General features: G+C 68.6%; 14 protein-coding genes. 4 read left to right on the top strand and 10 right to left on the bottom strand.

All coding sequences use genetic code 11. The annotated features are described in order from the left end of the window. Positions 1 to 80 precede the first annotated feature (80 nt). From OG753_RS30980 to OG753_RS30960, 5 genes are all read right to left on the bottom strand, one after another. The gene (locus OG753_RS30980) at positions 81 to 878 is read right to left on the bottom strand and encodes an ABC transporter permease (RefSeq protein WP_405790978.1); all 798 of its coding nucleotides are present in this window, start codon (positions 876 to 878) and stop codon (positions 81 to 83) included. Beyond that, positions 875 to 1,891 carry an ATP-binding cassette domain-containing protein gene (locus tag OG753_RS30975; protein ID WP_405790977.1) on the bottom strand — a complete coding sequence of 339 codons (1,017 nt, stop codon included), beginning with the start codon at positions 1,889 to 1,891 and terminating at the stop codon, positions 875 to 877. Before OG753_RS30975 ends, OG753_RS30980 begins: the two co-directional genes overlap by 4 nt. Positions 1,892 to 1,936: 45 nt before the next feature. Next, positions 1,937 to 2,785 (bottom strand): DUF4097 family beta strand repeat-containing protein, encoded by an 849-nt coding sequence (locus OG753_RS30970; RefSeq protein ID WP_405790976.1) that lies wholly within the window; start codon positions 2,783 to 2,785, stop codon positions 1,937 to 1,939. Positions 2,786 to 2,890: 105 nt separating this feature from the next. Then, positions 2,891 to 3,421, bottom strand: a complete 531-nt coding sequence (locus OG753_RS30965; RefSeq protein ID WP_405790975.1) for a toxin-antitoxin system HicB family antitoxin — start codon at positions 3,419 to 3,421, stop codon at positions 2,891 to 2,893. 176 nt (positions 3,422 to 3,597) lie between these two features. Then, a complete protein-coding gene (locus tag OG753_RS30960; RefSeq protein WP_405790974.1) occupies positions 3,598 to 5,019 on the bottom strand; it encodes an FAD-dependent oxidoreductase in 1,422 nt (473 codons plus the stop codon). A gap of 549 nt (positions 5,020 to 5,568) precedes the next feature. On the opposite strand from OG753_RS30960, the gene OG753_RS30955 reads away from it, so the two are divergent. After that, positions 5,569 to 5,784 (top strand): hypothetical protein, encoded by a 216-nt coding sequence (locus OG753_RS30955; RefSeq protein ID WP_405790973.1) that lies wholly within the window; start codon positions 5,569 to 5,571, stop codon positions 5,782 to 5,784. On the opposite strand, the gene OG753_RS30950 is transcribed toward OG753_RS30955, so the two are convergent. The 5 genes from OG753_RS30950 to OG753_RS30930 form a co-directional block, all read right to left on the bottom strand. Beyond that, complete coding sequence (locus OG753_RS30950) at positions 5,785 to 6,018, bottom strand: hypothetical protein (RefSeq protein ID WP_405790972.1); 234 nt, start codon at positions 6,016 to 6,018, stop codon at positions 5,785 to 5,787. It lies immediately after the preceding gene. Between the two features lie 108 nt (positions 6,019 to 6,126). Next, on the bottom strand, positions 6,127 to 7,635 hold the full coding sequence (locus tag OG753_RS30945) for an N-6 DNA methylase (protein ID WP_405790971.1): 1,509 nt from the start codon (positions 7,633 to 7,635) through the stop codon (positions 6,127 to 6,129). After that, positions 7,632 to 8,831, bottom strand: a complete 1,200-nt coding sequence (locus tag OG753_RS30940) for a hypothetical protein (protein ID WP_405790970.1) — start codon at positions 8,829 to 8,831, stop codon at positions 7,632 to 7,634. Before OG753_RS30940 ends, OG753_RS30945 begins: the two co-directional genes overlap by 4 nt. Next, on the bottom strand, positions 8,828 to 10,252 hold the full coding sequence (locus OG753_RS30935) for an N-6 DNA methylase (RefSeq protein ID WP_405450205.1): 1,425 nt from the start codon (positions 10,250 to 10,252) through the stop codon (positions 8,828 to 8,830). The genes OG753_RS30940 and OG753_RS30935 overlap by 4 nt, the downstream gene beginning before the upstream one ends. Continuing rightward, positions 10,249 to 10,437 carry a hypothetical protein gene (locus tag OG753_RS30930; protein ID WP_371640022.1) on the bottom strand — a complete coding sequence of 63 codons (189 nt, stop codon included), beginning with the start codon at positions 10,435 to 10,437 and terminating at the stop codon, positions 10,249 to 10,251. The genes OG753_RS30935 and OG753_RS30930 overlap by 4 nt, the downstream gene beginning before the upstream one ends. A 403-nt stretch (positions 10,438 to 10,840) precedes the next feature. Here OG753_RS30930 and OG753_RS30925 point away from each other — a divergent pair, with 403 nt between their 5' ends. Genes OG753_RS30925 through OG753_RS30915 form a run of 3 tightly spaced genes read left to right on the top strand, consistent with a single transcriptional unit; the run spans position 10,841 to position 15,295 of the window. Further along, complete coding sequence (locus OG753_RS30925; RefSeq protein ID WP_405792869.1) at positions 10,841 to 12,538, top strand: hypothetical protein; 1,698 nt, start codon at positions 10,841 to 10,843, stop codon at positions 12,536 to 12,538. Next, positions 12,459 to 13,220: a hypothetical protein gene (locus tag OG753_RS30920; protein ID WP_405792994.1), complete on the top strand. Its 762-nt coding sequence runs from the start codon at positions 12,459 to 12,461 to the stop codon at positions 13,218 to 13,220. The genes OG753_RS30925 and OG753_RS30920 overlap by 80 nt, the downstream gene beginning before the upstream one ends. Then, positions 13,217 to 15,295, top strand: coding sequence for an Hsp70 family protein (locus OG753_RS30915; protein WP_405790969.1), 2,079 nt, complete (start codon positions 13,217 to 13,219; stop codon positions 15,293 to 15,295). The genes OG753_RS30920 and OG753_RS30915 overlap by 4 nt, the downstream gene beginning before the upstream one ends. Positions 15,296 to 15,473 lie beyond the last annotated feature (178 nt).

Below are 15,473 nucleotides of genomic sequence, written 5' to 3'. Positions count from 1 at the left end.
AGGTCGGGGAACACGCAGAACGGGGTTGTCCGGCCTTCGGCCGGGCAACCCCGTTCGGGTGGTGCGGTGGTGCGGGCGGGTCAGCGACGCGCCTCACGGTTGAAGGCCGAGCGGGCCCACAGATAGCCGAGGGCGCTGAGGACGACGCCCCAACCGAGCGCGAGCCATGCACTGTTTCCGATCTCCGTGCCCATGAGCAGGCCGCGGAGAGTGTCGGTCATCGGGGTGAAGGGCTGGTACTCGGCGAACCAGCGCAGGCCGACCGGCATGGACTCCGGCGGGACGATCGCGCTGCCGAGGAAGGGCAGGAAGGTCAGCGGCATGGGCGCGTTGCTCGCCGCCTCGATACTGCTGGAGCCCAGGCCTATCGCCGCGGACAGCCAGCTGAGGCCGAAGGAGAGCAGGGCCAGGATGCCGATGGCAGCGGACCACTCGACGACCGTGGCATCGGGCCGGAAGCCCACCAGGAGCGCGACACCGATGACCAGGACCAGGCTGATCATGGTCTGGATGACGTTGCCCACCACATGCCCGGTCAGCACGGAGGAGCGCGCGATCGACATGGTCCGGAAGCGGTTGATGATGCCTTCGGTCATGTCCGTGCACACCGAGACCGCGGTGGAGACCGCGCCGGCGGTGGCCGCCATCAGGAGGATGCCGGGGGCCACGAAGTTGGTGTAATCGTCGCGGTCTCCCGTACCGCCGCCCGGCAGTTCGATGCCGGCTCCGAGCGCGCCGCCGAAGACGTACACGAACAGCAGCAGCATCAGGATGGGCATCGCGACGATCGATATCGTCATCGAGGGGTAGCGCTGCGCGTGCTTGAGATTGCGGCGCAGCATCGTCATCGAGTCGCGCATCGCGTACGTGGTGCTCATCGGCGGGCCTCCTGCACCGTGTCGGCGGAGTCGGGAACGGTGGTCGCGTGGTGGCGCGATCCGTCACCGGTGAGGGCGAGGAAGACGTCGTCCAGGTCGGGTGTGTGGACGGTCAGCGCATCGGCCGCGACACCGGCGCCCTCCAGCAGGTCGAGTACGGAGCGCAGCGCGGGGATGCTGCCGTCGCTCGGGATCTGCAGGGTGAGCTTCTCCTCGTCGCGGGCGCCCTCGTCGAGGCCGAGGCGGCGGGAGGCGGCGTCCATGCTGAGCGGGTCGGAGAACCGGAGGCGGATGTGCCCGCCGGGTACACGGCGCTTGAGCTCGTCCGCGGTGCCCTCGGCGACGATCTTGCCCTTGTCGAGGACGGCGATCCGGTCGGCGAGCTGATCGGCCTCCTCCAGGTATTGCGTGGTGAGGAAGATCGTCACGCCCTGGGCGGCGGTGAGCTGCTGGATCAGGTGCCACATGGTGCGGCGGCTGCGCGGGTCGAGGCCGGTGGTCGGCTCGTCGAGGAAGATCAGGCTCGGGTTGCCGACGAGGGTCATCGCCAGGTCGAGCTTGCGGCGCATACCGCCGGAGAAGGTCGAGGCCATCTTGCCCGCCACGTCGGTGAGTTCGAACTGCCGGAGTAACTCCGCGGTGCGGCGCCTGCCCTCCGCACGGTCGAGGTGGTGCAGGTCCGCCATCAGGAGCATGTTCTCCTCGGCGGTCAGCAGGCCGTCCACCGCCGCGAACTGGCCGGTGACACCGATCCGGGCACGAATGTCGTCCGCGCTCCGCTCCAGCGAGTGCCCCACCACCGTCGCCTCGCCACCGTCGGCGGCGATGAGGGTGGAGAGGATCTGGACCGTGGTGGTCTTCCCCGCTCCGTTGGGACCGAGCAGCGCGAAGATCGTGCCCGCCTGCACATGCAGGTCAATCCCGTCGAGTACGACCTTCTCGCCGTACGACTTGCGCAGGCCGACTGCGCTGATCCCCTTGGGTGGGGTCATCTGTCCGGTCGCGGCACTCATCGTGCCCCCTCCCTTTCGTAGCTGTTGCGAGGCCGAGTGGTGTCGTCAGGCGCCGGGCGCGCGCTGGATGGTGATGTCACCGAGGCTGGTCCTCGCGTGCACCTTGACGGTCTCCGCGCCCTCCGCCGGACCCTCGGCGGATCCGAGGGCACTGTGGACCACCCCGGCCTGGGAGTGGATGTCGAGCCAGGCGGCAGTGCCCTGGCGAATCCCGACTTCGAGGTCGCCGGCCTTGGTCTGGAGCGCGACAGTGCCCCGCGCCACTTCCTCGATGCGTACATCGCCGTTCGAGCTCTTCGACGACACGGACCCCTGTGCCCGGCCGACCGTGATGCTGCCATTGGCGACCCTCAGTCGCAGATCGCCCACCACGTCCTCGAGCCAGGTGTTGCCGTTGGAGTTCTTGATCTCGGCGGTGCCGCCGACCATGCGGACACGGACATCGCCCGACCCGGTGGTGATGTCGGCATCGCCTGCCGCCATGTCGAGCTGGACGTCCCCGTGCTGCGTCTTCAGCCGCACCACGCCGGCCTGGTCCAGCCGGATGTCCCCGGCGCTGGTGCGGACCTCGCACTCGCCCAGCGTCCCCTTGCAGCTGAGGTCACCCATCTCCAGCGTGCCGACGAGCCGCGAGCCCTGGGGCAGCGCGACGTCGACCGTGACCGCGCCCCGGGCGGAGAACAGCCCACGCGCCTTCGGGGTACGGATCGACAGGGTGCCGTCGTTGAGGTCGACCTTGGTCTCCTCGGCGGCGCGGATGTCGTCCTTGTCCCCGGCGGTGCGCGGGTGGATCTCGACCACCGTGTCGGTGCGGTCCGTCGCACTGATCCGGGCGACTCCGACCTCGATGTGGATGATCGCGGTGATGGGTCCGTCGGTCTCGTAAGAAGGCATGGCTGTCCCGTCCTCGTGAGTCTGGTGGTCGTCCCCGCTCCGGGGACGTGAACATGTCGCGAGAGTGGTCGGCCTCCCGCAGGCCGAAACAGTGCTGCGGCGGGGCTAGCTCACCCAGCCGGTGAAGCTCTTCCTGCTGCTGCCCCGCTGGGGTGCCGCCGCGTCGCCCTGACGCCCACCGCCGGGCTCGAGAGCACCCGAAACGGCCCTGACGAGCCATGCGTTGAGCGAAAGCCCTTCCCGCGCGGCCGCCTGCTCCGCGCGCGCCTTGATGTGGCCGGGGAGTCGGAGGTTGATACGCGCGGTGGTGCCGTCCTCCCCCTCCGGCACGACCGGAACTGCGGGCAGCGCGTGCGCCTCCTCATATCCCTGCACGACGAAGGGCTCCTCCTTCGGCGGCGCGGTCACGACGAACTCCGGATCGAGCCCCCGCAACCGCACGTCGACCGACCCCGGAGCGAGCTCCCGGGTGACCTCACCCATGGCATCGGACAGGGCGTTCAACAGGGTGAGTCTGGCTGCCGACTCCAGCGGCGCGGTGATGCGCTCGGCGAGAGCGCGAGCTTCTTCACCACCGGCTTCGGCGGCAACCGCGAGCTCGTTACGAAGACTGGCGACATAGGGCGAGAGGTCCATGTCCCACAGCATGACACACACATGGCGCCACGTCGAGCCAATCTGGCGCCACAATCGCGAGGAACCTCAAAACGCCAGGTCAGAACGTGTGCCACTCATGCGCCACTCTGAGCCAACCTGCGCCATAGACCGACGGACCCACCGGGCCGGACGGTCTGCAGGATGCAATGCGCCTGCTACTCGCCGGCTGGCTCATCCGCAACAAGGCGGTCCAGGAGCATCCGTTCGGACCGGGTGAACGTGGGCCCGTCGCTCGGAGCCCGCAAGGGCCCGACGAGCGCGGTCAGCAGCACGCTCGGCCTGACCAGCGACGTGGGCGGGGCCTGGAGCGACAGCACGTCGGTCAGGGCCGTGGCGGCATGGAACGAGCCGGTCGCCGTACGCGACAGGCGGCCGACATAGCGGTGCAGGAGACGATCGGCGAGGTTCGGGCGCTTGCCGCGGGTGGTGGGGAAATGGATGTCCTGGCCCACGGCAAGGGCCCACGCGGCATCGACAGGGCGGGCAACGGCGCGCTGGGCCCGGCGGGCAAGGCCGGGCCCTGAGCCGGCCGAGAGCAGATCGCGCAGGGCTAGCGCCCCCAGTGCCGCCACCGACATGCCCTGCGCATACACCGGGTTGAAGGCAGCGACGGAATCTCCCAGCGCCACCAGGCCCTCGGGCCAGGGGCGGAGCCGCTCGTAGTAGTAACGCCGGTTCGCGGTACTACGGGTGACGCCGACGTCGGTGAGCGGTTCGGCGTGCTTGAGGAGGTCGGCTATGAGGGGGTGGCGCAGGGTTCTGGCGAAGGGCTCGAAGGCCTCCGCGTCATCGGTGGGGTGCCCGCCGGGGCCTCCCATCAGGCTGACGTGCCAGCGGTCGCCCTCGATCGGCAGGATGCCGCCGGCCGTGCCCGGCCCGGGCAGACGCGGGTCGGCCTGAATGCCGACCACGGGCCAGCCGCTGGTCGGGACGGGGGCCCGGTAGATACGGCTGGCGTAGGCGAAGCCGGAGTCGACGTGCTCGTCGGTGAGGCCGGTGATTCCCAGCCCGTTGAGCCACTGCGGCATGCGGGTGCCCCGACCGCCGGCGTCGATGACCAGGTCGGCGGGCAGTTCCGCCTCGGTGCCGTCGGCGGCCAAAACCCGTACGCCTGTGACGGTACGACGGTCACCGAGCAGACCGACCACCCTGGTCTGCATCCGCACTCTGACCCGGGGGTCCTTCATGACCTGTTCCCGGACAACGAAGTCGGTCAGGTCCCGGCTGGCAGTGATCACGTAGTGGGTGGCGCGCCGCCAACGCCGGTACCAGCCCTCGGGCGAGTGGATGACCATGTCGGTGGTCACCGGGATCCGGTGGGCGCCGGCGGCCAGCAGCAGACCGACACTGCCCGGCAAGAGCGCGTCCATCGCCTCGGCGCCTGCGGTCTGCAGCCAGTGGATGTGGCCGGCCTGAGGCACGCCGGTACGCGGACCGGGCCCCGCCGGCAGGTCGTGGGCCTCAATGATCTCCACGGATTCGACGTGGTCCTTGACCGCGGCCGCAGCGAGCATGCCGGCCATACTGCCCCCGATGACGACGACCCGCCGGGTGCTCCAGCTCGGGGCTTCAGGCATGACGGGCTTCCTCCTGTGGTGGCACACGGTGCTGTTGGACGTCTACGACGCGCGAGGTCAACACCCGCGACAGGAGAACCGGTTCCGGCACGCCACGCCGTTCTCCCCGCGGCACCTTGCGGCTGCCCCGGAACGGCGCGCTTTCACTCGCGAGCGCAGAGGATCATGGTGACATCCGCCGCGGCCGCGGCACAGCACGGCCTGTCTCCACTTCAGCGTGACCACAGAACGAGTCCGGCCGGCTTCGGCCACGAACAGCCCTCGGCCGTCCGTGGCGCAAAGAAGCCGCCCCCCTGCAAAGCCGTGCGGCCACGCCGGAGAGGCGGCATTCCTTCACTGATGATCACCCCTGGCGCACATCCCGCGCACCGGCGAAACTGCTGGTCAGGCGCCCTTCGCGATCGGCTCCAGGATGGCCACGCACTCCACGTGGTGGGTCATCGTTTACACGTCATGCGAACCGGGCCCGCAAAAGTTGCTGGTCAGAGGCGGTTTCCCAGCTCTGCGGGCGGGCCGGTTCCGAGAGCGTCAAACGAGCGTCGCGGCTGGATGCACATGCTCGTTCCTCAAGGTCCACCAACAGCGTCCGGCCCACCGCTCGTACGCGGCCAGCTCGGCATGGGCGGCTCCCTGCAGGGTTGCGTCGGCGGCCTCGCGAGCAGCAGCCCGCAACAGGCGCTGGATCAGGCCGTCGCCCTCCAGCTCCAGGATCAGCCGAACGATGCGCCCGCCGAGGCTGATCAGCTCCTGGATGAAGCGCTCTAGCTATTGGACGAGCTGGCCCCAGCCGACGAAGACGTACTCGCCCATGTCGTGGAGGTCGATCGTCCGCGTGAGCGATTCCATGAGGCTTGCGCGTTGTCGGCGAGCACGGCAATGCGGCTGGCGAGGGCGGCGCGCGCGATTGGTCTTGGCCGTATCCGGCACCTCCTCGGCTGCCAGCACGAGGAGGGCCCGCAACTGCGCGACGATGTCGTGCAGCGACGGCCTGCAGCTCACCCCGCCGCCCCAGCACTTCGCCGTATAAGGCCAGAGCCTGCTCGGCGGCCTCCCCTTCCCACGTCAGCTGGTCGATGAAGCGCTTGGATCACGCCTCCCTGGGCGACCTCACGTGTCCAGATGGAGACGGATCTGCCGTGCCAATTGATCGGATCGCTCCAGCAGCTCGAGAAGCTCACGCTCCAGTTCGAAGATGAGCTCGTCGGCCTGCCGGTCGCCCGGGGCCGAGCCCGCCGCCGGCGCCTCGCCTACATATCGGCCCGGGGTAAGAATGTGCTGGTTCCGCCGGACTTCATCTCCCCCTACGGAACGGCAGAAGCCGGGCACGTCCTTGTACACGTCGCCTCGGCGACCCGTTCCGCGCCAGGCGTGGTAGACACCGGCGATCTCCGATCGATGACTATCCGTCAGCACGCGATGAGCTCGCCCGACCAGGTCACCCATACCGCGGGCGTCAACGAAAAGCGTCTGACCACGACGGTCCGCCAATCCCGCTTTCCCCTGCGGCGACTTGTCCTTGGTCAGGAACCAGACACATGCCGATATCAGAGTGGACGAAAAGAGCTGGGCAGGCAGCGCTACGACACACGCGACCAGGTCGTCCTCCACCATCGCCCGGCGAATCTCACCTTCACCCATCTGCTTGGATGACAAGGAACCGTTCGCCAGTACGAGGCCGGCGCTCCCCTGATCACTCAGCTTGTCGACGGCGTGCTGCAACCAGGCGAAATTCGCGTTGGTACGCGGTGGAACCCCGTAGCGCCAACGCAGATCCCCCTCGTTGCGCGCCCAATCCCGCATGTTGAACGGTGGGTTGGCCAACACCCAGTCCGCCTTGAGCCGCGCAATCGGGTCACGCTCAAGCACATCGGCGCGGCGCAGGTCTGCCGGGACCCCGTTAACGTGCAGGTTCATCCGCGCCAGCTTCCAGCTGCCGGCGTTCACCTCCTGCCCGTAGTACGCCAGGTCCGCATCCGGATCGCCCCCTCGCTCGACCACGAACCTCGCCGACTGGATCAGCATCCCGCCGGAACCGCAGCAGGGGTCGTACACACGCCCACGCTCCGGCTGCAACGTCTCGACGAGGAGGCGCACCACACTCCTCGGCGTGTGGAACTCGCCGCCCTTCTTGCCTTCGAAGCGGGCGAACTCTCCGAGAAGGTTCTCGTACGACGCGGCGTCGAGGGGCTCGTCCAGGAGGGTGAACAGTTCGGTGACCTGCGATCGCCGCAGGCCTCCGATGAGGGCATTGGCGGGCGGAAAGAGGTCGGCGAGATCACCCTCGCTTCGCCGCATGGCGTCGAGTGCCTCGTCGAGCGCCGTCACCGGATCGTCGTCAGGATCCCGGACGCGCCGGATGAGGGTGTCCCAGCGGGCCAGGGGAGGGACCCATCGCGGTCCTCCGGCGCCATGGAGGAGGTGTTCGTCCCGCAGGCCCTCCGCCTCTGTCCGTCGTCGTGCTTGCTCGAACTCCAAGGACAGGAAGCGAAAGTAGAGCAGGGTCAGGACGATGCTCTTGTATTGGGCCGCGTCCATGGTTCCGCGCAGGGTCTTCGTGACCTTCCGCAACAAGCTGGAGGCTGCCGTCTGCTCGTTCTGTGGGGGCACATTACTCACCTCTTGGCTGTCGGATCCCCGGTCATTTCGAACACGACCAGTTCCTGGAGCGCGCGGTTCTCCCTGAGGGCCGCGAGGGCCCGGGCGTGGAGCGGAGCAGCGATACCGGCGAACCGTTCTCGTACCTCCTCCGGCGGCCACGACAGGGGGAACTTCGAGAACGCCTTCCGGCTCATCGCGCGCGCTTGTTCTCCTTGCGCCGTGGCGACCAGCTCCTCGCTTCTGGCCCGCAACTCGTGGAGCAGCCACATCCGGTCCACCTCGCTTCCCGTGCGGATCGCCAGCATGCCGCGCCCGGGAACGATAGGCATCGCCGCCGCGACCGTTCTGACTTCGCCCGGCCGCGGTGCGATCAGCAGCGTTCCCGGTGGGCAGGCCATATCGCATGGCGCCCAGGTGATCCCGGCAGTGCGGTCCAGATGAACCGTCCTGTTGTTGAGTACTTCCCTCGGCGATGCCCATGCGAGGGCTCGGTCACCGTCGAGCCGTCCGGCCTGGGGAGCACCGCCGATGACCTGGCCTACGTCCGCGACAGTCACTCCTGGCCGGTGCATGTCGCTGCGGGCGTGGCCCTGCGCGAAGCGGCCGAAGTACGCGTCCGCGAGTTCGGTCGCGCGACCCGCGATCTTCGTGTTCAGCGCCGTCTTCCGTTGCGCGAGGTCGATCGTGAGCAGGATCCGCTCACGAAGATGCTGTGGCGGAACCGAAACGGGAAGCTGTTTGAGGTCGGCGAGAGGCAGCGTCGCGTGCTCAGCGCCCGCGGAGCCCACGCGCAGCAGGTCTCGGGCTCGGGGCGTGCCAAGCCACCAGCGGATCCACATGTCGATCCCGTGGGTCAGTCCGGCCACGGTGAACCGGATGACGGCGACTGATCGGGCGACGTTCCAGTCGTGGTTGTCCGGACCGGCGACTGCCGTGTCCCCGATCCTCCCGACCAGCACGACGAGGAGATCGTCCGCCCGAAGTGACGTCCGCCGGTTCTGCCGGTGCACATCCGGGGCGATCCGTGCAAGCTCGCTCGTGTCTACGGCTCCGTCCGCAATATCGCCGGCCCGGATCATGGGGACGCCCCCCGGGTCGTGCCTGCCTGGGCGCACCACGCCGTAGGAGACCGACTCGACGCCGGGTACGTCGGCCAGCTCGCATGTGATCCACCCCGGCGCATCGAATGCGCCGGCTTCCCTTGTGCGCTTCACTCCTGCACCCACTCCGCCGGTTCCGTCCCGAGTACGTCCCGGAGCCGCTCGCTCATGCGCAGGGCGTGCTCGAAGTGCTCGTACAGCGCGTCTTTCGGATGCCGGTGCTCCGCCTCGGACAATGCGTCCTCCGTGCTCGCGGGGGCCGTCTGTACGTAACTGCCCGGGCTGAGGTCGTAGCCGCGGCGTGCGATGTCGTCATGGTTCACAGAGCGGCACCAGTCAACCTGCCCGGTTCCGTCCTCCTGGGCGGAGGAGGTGCCTCTCCAGTTCGCGAAGATCTGCCAGATCCGATCGATGGCCGCGTCCGCGCGGGGAGCGCCGCCCGCCCGGTCGGCTGGGGTGCCCAATCGCCGCGCGTCCGCCAGGAGCACTTCGCCCACCCGGGACTTCCGGCCCCAGCGTGGGCTCGCGCTCTTGTCCCTGGCGAGAAGCCAAAGGGTTGCGCCCGACCTCGTGTGAGGGAAGAGCCGCGACGGCAGGGCCACCACGCCGGCCAGTAGGTCACGCTCCACCAGGCGGCGGCGGATGTACGACTCCGCAGTGTTGAGCCCTCTCGTCGCACTGTCCGGAAGCAGTATGACTGCCCGCCCTTGAGCCGACAGCTCGTGCACGACGTGCTGGAGCCAGGCGAAGTTCGCGTTTCCCTTCGGCGGAGGGCCGAGGCTCCACCGTGGGTCTCGGATCAGCTCCTGGTATCCCCAGTCGTTGGTGTTCAGCGGTGGGTTGGCGAGAATGACATCGGGGGACAGGCCGGTCGGGCCGGCATGCAGGCTGTCGACCGCCTCACCGCCCAGTTCGTAGTGCAGTCCACCGAGCGTCAGGTTCATCGCTGCGGCGCGACGAGCCTCAGGACGGATGTCCCGGCCATGTACCGCCAGCACACCGGGCCCGTGCTCCTTTCCGCGCGCCCACTCGTCTGCGGCAACCAGAAGCCTTCCGCTTCCGCAGACGGGGTCAAGGACGCGTTCTCCGGGCTGGGGCGCGGCCAGGCCGGCCATGAGCCGGGCCAGCGGACGGGGGGTGTAGTAGTCCCCTCCCGCCCCGAACCGGGACGAGTACCGGTCGAGGCAAGCGTCGAACAGGCCTGCGGGCTGTTCCAGCCGAGCGACCTGGGCGATCAGCGCGGCCAGCGCGCGGTCGGCCTCTCCGTGAAGCCTGCGGGACCGGACCGCCTGATGGGCCACCGGGTCGGACAAGCGGCCGAATTCCAGAAGTGCCCATGCTCTGTTCAGCGCAGGCTCAGCGGGCCCGAAGGACCGGTCGAGCCCTGCCCCATCGGGTGCGGGCCACGATCTCAGGAAGATCACCTGGAGGGCGAGCTGGTGACCGAGCTCCGGCGCCGAGGCGGCACACAACGCGTCCAACGCGCGCCACACACTTCTTAACTCTGACGAGCCGTGCCGTCCGGACAACGTCATGACGGCCTCAGCCAGGTGACGGTCGAAATGCCCAGCCCCATGGCACCTGCGAAGGCCACGCCGCCGTACTTGATCGCCCCCATCAGCTGTCCCCCATCAGCGAACTGGATGATGCCGGCCAGCAGGCCGACGATCACGGCGGCCTGGATGACCAGAATGAAGAGCAGACTCCTGTGCTGCTGCATGCTACGACTCCCCTCGATCCTTCAGTGACAGCGCTTCTGACAGGACGAAGGTATGAGTGCGCGGCCCCACGGCTTTGGCAGCATGCAATTTTGTTTTTGCATCGACACGGTCTTCCGCCTTGCGCGCGAACGGGATCAGCATCCGGCTCCCATCGCCCGGGCTGACCGCTGCCGGAAGGTCCGTGCGCTCATGGGGAGCCTCCGGCTCGGCCGGGATGCCGGCCGCCGAGGTCCGGCGGCGCCGGTGTGCGCCCTTCGCCCCCGCACACGGTCATCGGTAAGAGCCGTCCTGTGCTCGACGCCCGGCCTACGGTGCCGCCGCACCATGCCTCGCCAAGGTCACGATGCGTGCGCGACCGTACGGTTCGTCAGGGTGCACGGATAACCTGTCGCCGTGTACGAAATGACAGATGCGCTCGCCGCCCGTCAGGCGGCAAAGGCAGCCGAACGCGAGCGCTTGACGCGGGCGCGGGAGCGCCGGGAAGGCCGAGACCCCTCTGCCGTGAGCGGTTTCGTGCAGCGCAAGTGGCGGTGGCTCGGTGTCGGAGGCAGCGAAGCGGTCGAAGCCGTGCTGGCCATGCTTGCGGAGACGGCGGCCGCCACCGGGATACCCGAGGCGGACAAGACTGTGCTCCTCCGGGCACTGGAAGGAGATCCCGACCGAGTGGAGTTGTTGCCCGCCGTGCGCTCGGGCCTTGCCCTCCTTCCACCGGCCTCGATACTGGGGCACATACGAAACCTATGGGCGGCCGGCGTCCAATGGCTCACCGAGGCGGGCCTGGAGCGGTGCCGGCTGCTGTGTTCGACGGCGCCCAGCCTGGACCTCGTCGGCACGCGGTCCCACGCGGTGACGGGCGGTCCCGCCTTCTCCCTCTTCGCCACCGCCGCCACCCGGGGCGCGGTGCCCCTGCCGAACCGGTTCCTGGACGAGCTGCTCCCGTGGGCTCCCCTGACCGTCATCGACGACCTCGTCGATCGCGGCGGGCTGCTTGCCGAAGACACGCCCTGGATGACGCGGGACGCGCAGGAGGCCCTCTACCTGCGTGCACGGCTCGTGCCGGAGAAAATCACCGATGAGGAAGCCTCGAGGCTCGGCTGGCAGGGCTTCCTGCGTCGGCAGTCATTCCTGCGTGGTGAGCCGCTCACGCGGCAGGAGCCGGACGACGTGTGGGATCTGCTGTACGACGTCGTCCTCGACGGCGACCTGACGGTGTTCGACGCGCTCGACGCGGCTCTGCCCCGTACCCAGCAGATCGAACTGCGCGATCTCAAGTCGGGCGCTCTTTCGGGACAGTGGCCGACTGCCATGGGCGAGGACCTCGGGCTCTGGCAACTGATGGCCGCCCTGTGGGAACCAAGGGAGACCGTGGACGCAGGTCGTAGTCCCTTCTACGCCCTCATCGCCGCGCAGCGGGCCTACGATGCGGTCAAGGCAGGCGATCTGGAGGCTGCTGCTCGTCAGGCGCATTCGCTGGCGCGCGGCGGCAGCAGCAGCAGCCGCAGGATCTCGGTAGAGCTCGTGGAGGAAGGCTGCGCCCTTGCTGCCTACGCGGCCGCAGTGCAGAGCGAGAACGCCGAGTCACCCGCGGCCAGGGACAGATTGCTCGACTCTGCGGAGAAGTACGCGGAGATGGCCGCAGATCACGGAAGCTCCGTTGCCGAACGCAACCTCCGGCTTCTGCGTGCCTGGCGGGAGACGAGACGGAATGTCCGAGGCCGGTTCAGCAATCCCTTCCTCGAAATCGGCCTGGATCACGGTGCAGACGCGTGGGAGGAACGCTGCCGAGAGATATTCCGCGGGTACGAAGGCGACACCAGAGCACAATCCGCCCTGAACATGGCCGAGGAGCGCATCCGAGGAGCGCTGCGCAACGAGGCGGGCTGGGACGTCTTCTACCAACTGCCGCTGGACCCATCGCGCTACGTGATGCCCTCTCAGGTACCGCGGCATCTCGTGCCGCCGGTGGAGGGCCTGCCGCGCCGGACTCCGGTGACGAGTGGTAGGGAGCTGGAGACGATTCGTGCCCGTGCCGCCGTCGAGCTCCTCGACGACTTCCGCAGCACCGCTCCCCACCTCGACCGCCACAGCTCAGCCCGATGACCACATCGGCATCCGCGATCTGATCCACCGCCCGAACCGAACGAAGCAGAGCCTGATGCCTCCCAAGAAGAAGATCCCCAAGAGGGAGCGTTCCCACCGCCCGTGCCCCGCCTGCGGCCAGACGCAACCCGGCACGAGCACGAAGGAAGCACCACACAAGCCCGGGGGCTTGAGGCGTCGTCGAGAACGCAGCACCGAGTCTCCGGCCCCGTCGACCGACGTCGCCGGCATTCCGGCCACGCCCGATCCGATCGACGCGATGACGGTGATCAGGGGAGTGACGGGTCGACTGCCCGACGCCCTGAAGGCCGCCGAGATCGGCGATGCGCCTTCGTCCAGCGCCCTTGCCGCCGCCGTTCGCAGGGCAGTCCTGGACGAGTTCCGCACGCGTGCCCAGTTCACCGGCCGCCTCGCCGAGATCGATGCACTCCTCCGTTCCCGGGCCGGAGGCAGCAGCGAAACCGTCGAGAGCGCGATGTCCGCCCACCTGCGCGAACTTCGACTGCTCCGAGTGACGGAGCCCGAAGAGAGCGACCGCTTCGTGGTGACCGAGGGTGAGGGAGACACCTTCGAACTGCTGAGCCCGGCATACGTCGACGAGCTGACCGGGAAGGTCGTTCTCGCGGGACAACTGCGGCGCGTCGCCGCCCCCGCGGGTGTCAATGGGGGGGAAGAGGCATGACAGCGACAGGAATCGACTTCGGGACCACCAACTCGGTAGCCGCCCAATGGAACGGCGAGTACGTCGAGGTACTGGAGATCGGCGGACAGGGGCTCGATGCCAACTGGCGACGGAAGGGGTTCGAGCTGCTCTACCCATCGGTCGTGGGAACCAGCTCGCTGCGTCCGGGCACGCTGTTCGGCTGGGAGGCCAAGCTTCGCTCCGAGCAGGCCGTCGAAGCGTGCAAGCGGATGCTGCGCGAGGAACCCTTCGTCAGCCTCGGCGGACAGAGGTTCGCAGCCACCACGGCCGCGGCCGGTGTCTTCCGCGCCATCGCAGGAGCTGCGGAGGAGGAAGCCGCCACCGAGATCCACGAAGCCGTCATCACCGTTCCCGCCAATGCGACCGGAGCCGCCCGATTCCGGACGCGTGAGGCCGCGCGTGCCGCCGGGATCTCGGTCCGCACCCTGCTGAACGAACCGACGGCCGCGGCAATCGCCTATGCACACGAGATGGAGGTCGACGGCGAGTTCCTGGTCTTCGACTGGGGTGGCGGCACCATGGACGCCACCCTGCTCCTGCACGACGACGGCTTCTTCGACGAGAAGGCGAGCCGGGGCGTCAACCGCCTCGGCGGTCTGGAGATCGACGCCCGGCTGCGTCGCCTGATCCTCCAGCGGGCGCCCGCGCGGGGTCAGTGGAGCGGCTCAGAACAGCGGAAGTTCGCCCTCGACATCGAGCGGGCCAAAATCCTTCTCTCGCACCAGGAGTCCGTCGACGTGCAGACGCCCGACGGGGTCGTCGTCGCGATCGGACAGGAGGAGTTCGCCGAAGCCATACAAGACCTCATCAGCCGGGCGCTCGACCCGGTCGAGGAATGTCTGGAGCAGGCTCGGATCGACCCGCGCGACCTCACCGCGGTCCTGATGATCGGCGGAAGCAGCCAGATCCCGGCCGTACGTGCGGCGGTGTCGGAGGCACTGGACTGCGAACTCGTCGATACCGCGCTGTGCGATCCCATGACCGCGGTGGCCGAAGGAGCGGCCATCACGGCAGCGGCCATGGACGGCGAGCTGAAGAGCATCATTCGCGTGGTCAACACGCATGCCCTCGGCACCATCACCAAGGACCGCGAGGGCAGGCGGAACTTCAGTGCCCTCATCGACCGGAACCAGCGTCTGCCGCAGCAGCGCGTGAAATCCTACGAGCCGACCAGGGACAACGTCTCCGAGCTGACCGTGGAAGTCTGGGAGGGTGACCCGGACCGTGAGGTCGACCACCCCGACAACGTGAAACTGACGGATCTCGTCCTCAGGTACCCACAGCGCGGCAAGGCCGAAGACGGGGTCTTCGACCTGGAGTACACGTACAGCAAGGAAGGCCTGCTGACCGTCAGGGCGACTCTCCAGAAGACCGGCGATGTCGTTCTCGACGGAGAGGTGAAGGTGTTCGGGGACGGGAACGTCCTGCCCGAGGTACAGAACGAGCTTAACCGCCTGATCAACCTCGCCACGCCGGGCCGGCCAGCCACGGTGCCGCCGCCTCCGCGGCAGGGCGGCCCGGAGGGCCGAACGGGCGGCACTCCCAAGCCCACTCCCCCGCGGTCCGCACCCCGGACCGCAGATCCTGGCGTGCCTGCGCTCGTCGTGGACGGCTCCAATCTCGCCTGGAACGGTCGGCCTCCGCGCACTGCCGGCGGCAGGCCGAGCTTCGCCGCCCTGGAAGCCGCAGTACGATCCCTGCAGTTCAAACATCTCGGCCGTGACATCCACGTGGTGGTCGACGCCACGCTGCGCCACGACGTGTCCGCCGAGGAGCGCCCCCGGGTGGAAGCCGCGATCGCCGACGGCAAGGTAGTCCAGCCTCCGGCAGGGACCGAGGGCCGGGGTGACGCCCTGGTGATCAGCATTGCCGAGGAAGTCGGCGGGGTGATCATCTCCAACGACAACTTCGCACCGTTCCAGAAGGCGAACCCCTGGCTCCGCGACGCGGGACGCGTATTGGGAGCCACGTACTCGCAAGGAGTGTGGGTCTTCAACCGTCGCGTACCGAACCCGGCAACGCCCATGCGGCCGAGGACGACACGCTCGCTTTAACGAGGCACGGACTGCCGCGACCGCCACGGCGGTCCACGCCGGGGGTGCGCGGTGCATTGCGGTGGCGGGGCTATGGGAGCTCCGGCACCTGCACCGCGTACACCGTCCGGTACCCGGTGGGCCGGCGAGACTTGCACGTCCGGTGCCCTTCTCGACCGGCTCCGGAAATCGCCACGCG

Source organism: Streptomyces sp. NBC_00029 (assembly GCF_045160505.1).
Classification (GTDB): domain Bacteria; phylum Actinomycetota; class Actinomycetes; order Streptomycetales; family Streptomycetaceae; genus Streptomyces.
This window is presented reverse-complemented; position numbering and strand designations above follow the sequence as displayed.